Origin of the sequence: Tepidimonas sp. (genome assembly GCF_029335975.1) — a bacterium.
Classification (GTDB): domain Bacteria; phylum Pseudomonadota; class Gammaproteobacteria; order Burkholderiales; family Burkholderiaceae_C; genus Tepidimonas.
Genome location: NZ_JARJMT020000019.1, coordinates 1 through 3,554, shown reverse-complemented (window position 1 = coordinate 3,554; position 3,554 = coordinate 1). Strand labels below are relative to the sequence as shown.

The following is a 3,554-nucleotide window of genomic DNA, read 5'->3' as shown; positions in this document are numbered from 1 at the left end:
GGGAACAGCGGGGTGCCGTCGAACTTGAGCAGGTCCTCTTTGACCATGCGGCGCATCAGATCGGAGACATCGACCTTGTGCACGCCGTCGCGAAACTTGCCGTAGAAGCGATCGGCGTCCAGCAGCGACATGAAGAGCTGGAAGTCTTCTTCCTTGCCGTTGTGCGGCGTGGCGGTCATCAACAGGAAGTGCCGCGTGATCGATCCCAGCAGCTCGCCGAGCTGGAAGCGCTTGGTCTTGTTGATTTTGTTGCCGAAGTAGCTGGCCGACAGCTTGTGCGCTTCGTCGACGACCACCAGGTCCCAGTGCGACAGGCGCAACTTATCATGCAAGTCCACAGCTCGGGCGAGCTGGTCAAGGCGAGCGATAAGCAGGTCGATGTCGTCGAAGGGATTGCCGCTGCGGGACTGCTCGACTTGCTCGCGCGAGAATAGCGAGAACGTCAGGCCGAATTTCTCGAACATTTCGTCCTGCCACTGCTCGATCAGGCTGCCGGGGGCGACGATCAGCACGCGCTTGGCATCGGCGCGCATCAGCAGTTCACGGATGAACAGGCCGGCCATGATGGTCTTGCCGGCGCCGGGGTCGTCTGCCAGCACGTAGCGCAGCGGCTGGCGCGGCAGCATTGACTCGTAGACGGCCGTGATCTGGTGCGGAAGCGGCTCCACGTTCGACGTGTGCACCGCCATCATCGGATCGAAGAGGTGGGCCAGGTTGATCCGGTAGGCCTCGGCCGCGAGTTTGAACGCCTCGCCCGGCGCATCGAAGGCCCAGGGGCGCCCTGACTCAGCCAGCGACAGCTTGGCTTCGTCGGTGCGAAACAGCATTCGCTCCAGCAGCTTGCCGTCGGCGGTCTTGTAGTAGACGGTCAGGGCGTTGTCACCGACCAGTTCGGTGGTGACGATGCGCACCACCTGCCCGGGCTCCAGGCCCGAGATGGCTGCGTTTTTCTGGATCTGTTCAAGCTTTAGCACGGTGCGCCTCTTGTCGTTCCGGTCCCGATGGATCAGGGCTTGCGCCGTTTGTATGGCGACTGGTTGGTGGGCTTAAGGGAGACGCTGCTCTCGCCGGCCTTGGCACGCACGGAATCTTCGGTGCGGCCCATCTTCAGGCCGATGACGTGCGTAGGTGTGTTCTTCTTCGCGAACTGCTCGAGCTGCGTGACGTCGGCTGGCGTCCATTGCTTGCCGTGGTCGGTAGAGGGCTTAGCCATGGTAGGGCTCCTTTCGAGCGCGGGGGTTGAGGGCGATGCAGACCAAATTCGTCATCGCTCGTCGCCAAGGCCGCAGTAGGGCGGCGCCAGCTCCTTGTACTGCGCGATGTCGCGCGTCGCATCTGCCACCTGGATGTCGAAGCGGGCGACCAGGTCCTGGCGGCGGATCTCGCCAACGAACCGCAGGCGCAGCTCAACGAACGCAAGCCGGTCGCGTTGCGCTTGAGTCATCTCCGGGAGTCGGTCGCTGGACATGTTCGTGTGTCGGTTTCCGTAGCTTTTGCGGGAGCATACGCATATCCAAAACGAGCGTGAAGCAGTCGCAAAACACGCCGACGTGCAGCGCAAAATGACGATGAAATGGAGATGTAGGCCGCGACTCCATGCCAACGGCTGCCTGAGGAGCGCAGCGGGAGGGTCGAGTTTGCCGTCGCCGGTGCCCACCGGACCGTTCCCGTCGGGGTGGGCGGCGAGCGTGTCGAGGTGCAGCGAGGGGCCCTGAGCGCCCCCCCTTTTTGCCCTTCATCACTACAATCTACCTGCTGATTTCCGCAGGGCCGTGGATCAGCGTTTTCTTTATGGTGGGACTCCACCCTCCAGGGACAAATGGCCGAAACGGTGGACTTTTGGCCAAAAGCAGGGACATCTGTTCAGGCTACTGGGCGGAATCGAACCGCGCAGCGTCCTGCTCCTTGACGATTTCGTGCCAGCGTTTGGCTGGCTCCGAAGGATTTGCCGGGCTCTCAACTTCCTCGACGGCGGCTGTAGTGGCGCTGCCCACCACGCTGTTGGTCATCTCCCATTCTGGGATCGCTGGCAGCGAAAACCGGAGGTTGCCCACCAGCATCAGGTGCGGCACCCGTTTGCGATGGCGCTCGGGTGGCGGAACAGCTTGTGCCAGACCGGTTCTTCTCCATCGAGCCGCCAGCGCCGCAGCGTCTTGAGACTGACCTGCCAGCGGTCGGCGAGGTGCTTTTCGGTCATCACGGGGCAGTGCGTCTTTTTCTCCTGAACAGATGACTCCATGACAACACTGTTCACCGCAGAAGCCAAGTTGATGTTCAGGGCATGCCCGCGTGGCCAAGCTCGGGCGGCAGAGGCCTGTCAAGATCGACTTGGACGCCTGCGACGATGGAGCGGATGCGATCAGCAAGGGCGCCATCGACAGGCACATACGTGGCTTCGTAAGCCTGCACGAGTTCAACCAGGGCGTTCAGCCGCTTCCCCTCTGGCGTTTCCAGAGCAGGGTCTGAATCCACGAGCGCGGAGGCTTCCTTGAGGCGGCCCGGTACTCTGCCTCCGTGCGTATCTTGTGGATGTTCATGCTGACCGACCTCTTTCAAGCCTTGACGGTGTTCAAGCGCAGCATCAGCGTCATCGGATGCTGCGGTGACCCCTGGAAGCCGTAGTGCTCGTAGAACTGCTTGGCGCGGTCGTGGAGAGCGCGGACGAGCAGCGCCCGAACACCGGCGTTCTGCGAAACGCCCACCGCTCGACCGACTGCGTCCTGCAGCAGGGATGCTCCAAGCTTGATGCCTTGCGCCCGACGGTCGACGGCCAGCCGGGCCAAAACCATCACGGGTACGGGATCGGGCATGTTGCGTCGCACGCTGCTGGTTACCGCCTGATGTGACACCGCACCTGCGGCCATCGCGTAGTAGCCGTAGACACGCCCTTCCTGATTGGTGACGACGAAGGTGCGGCTGGCGCCGCTCAATTGGTGGGTCAGTGCCCGGCGCTTGAGCTATTCATCGAGACTGGCTTCACCGCAAGCGAAATCGTCCAGGATGTGGGTGGCGGCGAGCGGAATCGGTGCGCTCAGTTGCAAGCTCATGCCGCACCGGTACCCCAGGGTACCTTGACGGCCATGAGACGTTCAAGCCCGGGGTTGGGGGCGGGAGGTGCGTCAAGCATCGCAGTGAACTGCTTGAACTTGTCGGCGTCCAGGCTGAAAAAGACCTGATCAAGCACCACGGACTGCGCGCGGTCGCAGGCCGCTTCGAGCATGAAGTCCGAGCGGGTCTTGCCAAGCAGGCTCGCCGCGTGATCGATCAGATCGCGCTGTTCGGGCAAGGCCCGCAGATTGATGGCGGCGTTACGCATTGGTTTCTCCTATTCATGCATACACAACAGATACGCGAACTGTGGCGCACCGTGTAGCCGTTATCAATACGTGGCACGATCCATACCGCAGGTGCGGGTGCCGACTGGTAGCCAGTGCGGCGCTTCAAAACCTGCTCTCCGGGGTTGTTCTAGTTCGGACGAATGTCCACGGAAACGGCCAAATGATCCAAATCCGGGACTGGAGACTTGCGGACGGACTGCTGTTCAGATGGCGGGC

General features: G+C 62.1%; 6 protein-coding genes and 2 pseudogenes. All 8 read right to left on the bottom strand.

Annotation, left to right across the window (positions count from 1 at the left end; all coding sequences use genetic code 11):
* Positions 1-974 (bottom strand): DEAD/DEAH box helicase (locus P3W97_RS01050; RefSeq protein WP_367184575.1); only part of this gene is annotated, 974 nt, incomplete at its 3' end.
* Positions 975-1,006: 32 nt separating this feature from the next.
* A complete protein-coding gene (locus P3W97_RS01045; RefSeq protein WP_300843118.1) occupies positions 1,007-1,213 on the bottom strand; it encodes a hypothetical protein in 207 nt (68 codons plus the stop codon).
* Positions 1,214-1,294: 81 nt separating this feature from the next.
* Positions 1,295-1,468, bottom strand: a pseudogene (locus P3W97_RS01040) (WYL domain-containing protein); the annotation flags it as partial.
* Between the two features lie 400 nt (positions 1,469-1,868).
* Entirely contained in the window at positions 1,869-2,009 is a 141-nt protein-coding gene (locus P3W97_RS01035; RefSeq protein WP_300843117.1) for a hypothetical protein, read from the bottom strand.
* Between the two features lie 50 nt (positions 2,010-2,059).
* The gene (locus tag P3W97_RS01030) at positions 2,060-2,239 is read right to left on the bottom strand and encodes a hypothetical protein (protein WP_300843116.1); all 180 of its coding nucleotides are present in this window, start codon (positions 2,237-2,239) and stop codon (positions 2,060-2,062) included.
* Positions 2,240-2,274: 35 nt separating this feature from the next.
* Positions 2,275-2,556 (bottom strand): hypothetical protein, encoded by a 282-nt coding sequence (locus P3W97_RS01025; RefSeq protein WP_300843115.1) that lies wholly within the window; start codon positions 2,554-2,556, stop codon positions 2,275-2,277.
* A pseudogene (locus tag P3W97_RS01020) lies at positions 2,553-3,047 on the bottom strand (GNAT family N-acetyltransferase). Before P3W97_RS01020 ends, P3W97_RS01025 begins: the two are co-directional and overlap by 4 nt.
* Positions 3,044-3,316, bottom strand: coding sequence for a DUF1778 domain-containing protein (locus P3W97_RS01015; protein WP_300843114.1), 273 nt, complete (start codon positions 3,314-3,316; stop codon positions 3,044-3,046). Before P3W97_RS01015 ends, P3W97_RS01020 begins: the two are co-directional and overlap by 4 nt.
* Positions 3,317-3,554: the final 238 nt, after the last annotated feature.